The 1,826-nt window shown below is 57.3% G+C and carries 1 protein-coding gene; it reads right to left on the bottom strand.

What is annotated here, in order from left to right:
- Window positions 1-47: 47 nt before the first annotated feature.
- Window positions 48-1,826: 3'-5' exonuclease (locus HUJ17_RS00060; protein ID WP_290508803.1), on the bottom strand; the 1,779-nt coding region annotated here is incomplete at its 5' end.

Here is a 1,826-nt window from a genome sequence, read left to right on the forward strand (position 1 = left end):
GGTATCGCGCCGCGAGCGACGCTCCTACGGAAAGGGGGTGGTAAGGTTCAATCCAGCAACGCCCGAAGGTTGGCGATGCTGGCTTCTGCCACCGCATCTTCCTTCGCTTCATCCTTCTGAATGCCGATGCCCAGATAGTCGATATCGTCCTGGGGCATTTCGTCCACGAAGCGGCTGGCGGTGGTGTCGATTTTCTCGCCGTACTGTTTGCGGGTCAGCGCCTGGGTCATGGCCAGGGTTTCTCGGGCGCGGGTGATGCCCACGTACATCAGCCGGCGTTCTTCGACGATGTTGTCTTCTTCGATGCTGGTGCGATGGGGAAGAAATTCCTCTTCCACGCCCATCATGTAAACGTGGGGGAACTCCAGACCCTTGGAGGCGTGGAGGGTCATCAATTGCACCCGGTCGGAATCGTCTTCTTCCTGTTGCTGTTCGAGCATATCCAGCAGTACCAGTTTCTTGATTACCGCTTCCAGGTCGCTGGCCCCGTCTTCTTCGTCTTCCTGTTTTTCCAGCATACGTTCGATGCTGCGCACCAGTTGCCAGATATTCTCGATATTTTTTTCACCGATGCGCGGGCTGGAGGCGTTCTGCATCAGCCAGCCTTCGTAATCCATGTCAGAGATCAGTTCGGTCACTGCCTGCAGGCTGTTGTGGCCGAAACAGAACTGACGCTTGGCATCCAGCCAGGCCTTGAACTTCTGCAGCTTCTCGGCTGACTTGGGATTCATGACTTCGCTGAGGGCAATATCATCACAGACATGGTAAAGCCCCTGTTCCCGCTTCAAGGCCCAGGTGGCAAGTTTTTCCAGGGTGGCCGGGCCGATTTCCCGGCGCGGGGTGTTGATGATACGCAGGAAGGCGTTGTCATCATCTGGATTCACCAGAAGACGCAGGTAGCACATCAGGTCCTTGATCTCGCTGCGCGAGAAAAAACTTTTTCCGCCCGACACCTTGTAGGGAATCGACAGGCTCTGCAGTTTCATTTCCAGAATGCGTGACTGGAAATTACCGCGATACAGCACCGCAAAGTCTTTCCACTTCAGACCCTGTTGAAGTCGACGGTGAAAGATGTCGCTGGCGATCCATTCGGTTTCTGCTTCTTCATCGCGCAGGGCGGAAAAACGAATCGGCTCGCCGTAGCCATAGTCGGACCACAGGCTTTTTTCAAACTCGTGGGGGTTGTTGGCGATCACCGTATTGGCGGCTTTCAGGATGCGGCCGGTGGAGCGGTAATTCTGCTCCAGCTTGACCACTTTCAAGGTCGGCCAGTCCTGCTGCAGTTGCGCCAGGTTTTCCGGACGGGCACCGCGCCAGGCGTAGATGGACTGGTCGTCATCGCCCACCACGGTGAACTTGCCTCCTGGCAGGGTGAGCATTTTCACCATTTCGTACTGGGCGCCGTTGGTGTCCTGATATTCGTCCACCAGCAGGTACTGGATGCGGTTACGCCACTTTTCCAGGATGCGCGGCTGTTCGCGGAACATGCGTGCCGGCATCAGGATCAGGTCATCGAAATCCACTGCGTTGCAGACCCGCAACATGCGGTCGTAGCCGCCGTAGGCCATGGCGGCGCGCAGGTCCTCGTCGGTCTCGGCAGTGCTCACCGCTTCCTCCGGCAGCACCAGGGAGTTCTTCCAGTCGGAAATGCGCTTGTGGATCACATCCACGGCGTCCAGGTCCCGCTCCGATTCGCCCTGGTGCAGGATCTCTTTGAGAATCTCCTTGCTGTCGGCGCCATCGAGAATGGAGAAGCCATTGCGCAGGCCACAGGCTTTCAGCTCCGACTTGAGAATGCGCAGACCCAGGTTGTGGAAGGTGGAGAC

The organism is Alcanivorax sp. (assembly GCF_014762765.1).
In the GTDB taxonomy this organism is placed as follows: Bacteria; Pseudomonadota; Gammaproteobacteria; order Pseudomonadales; family Alcanivoracaceae; genus Alcanivorax.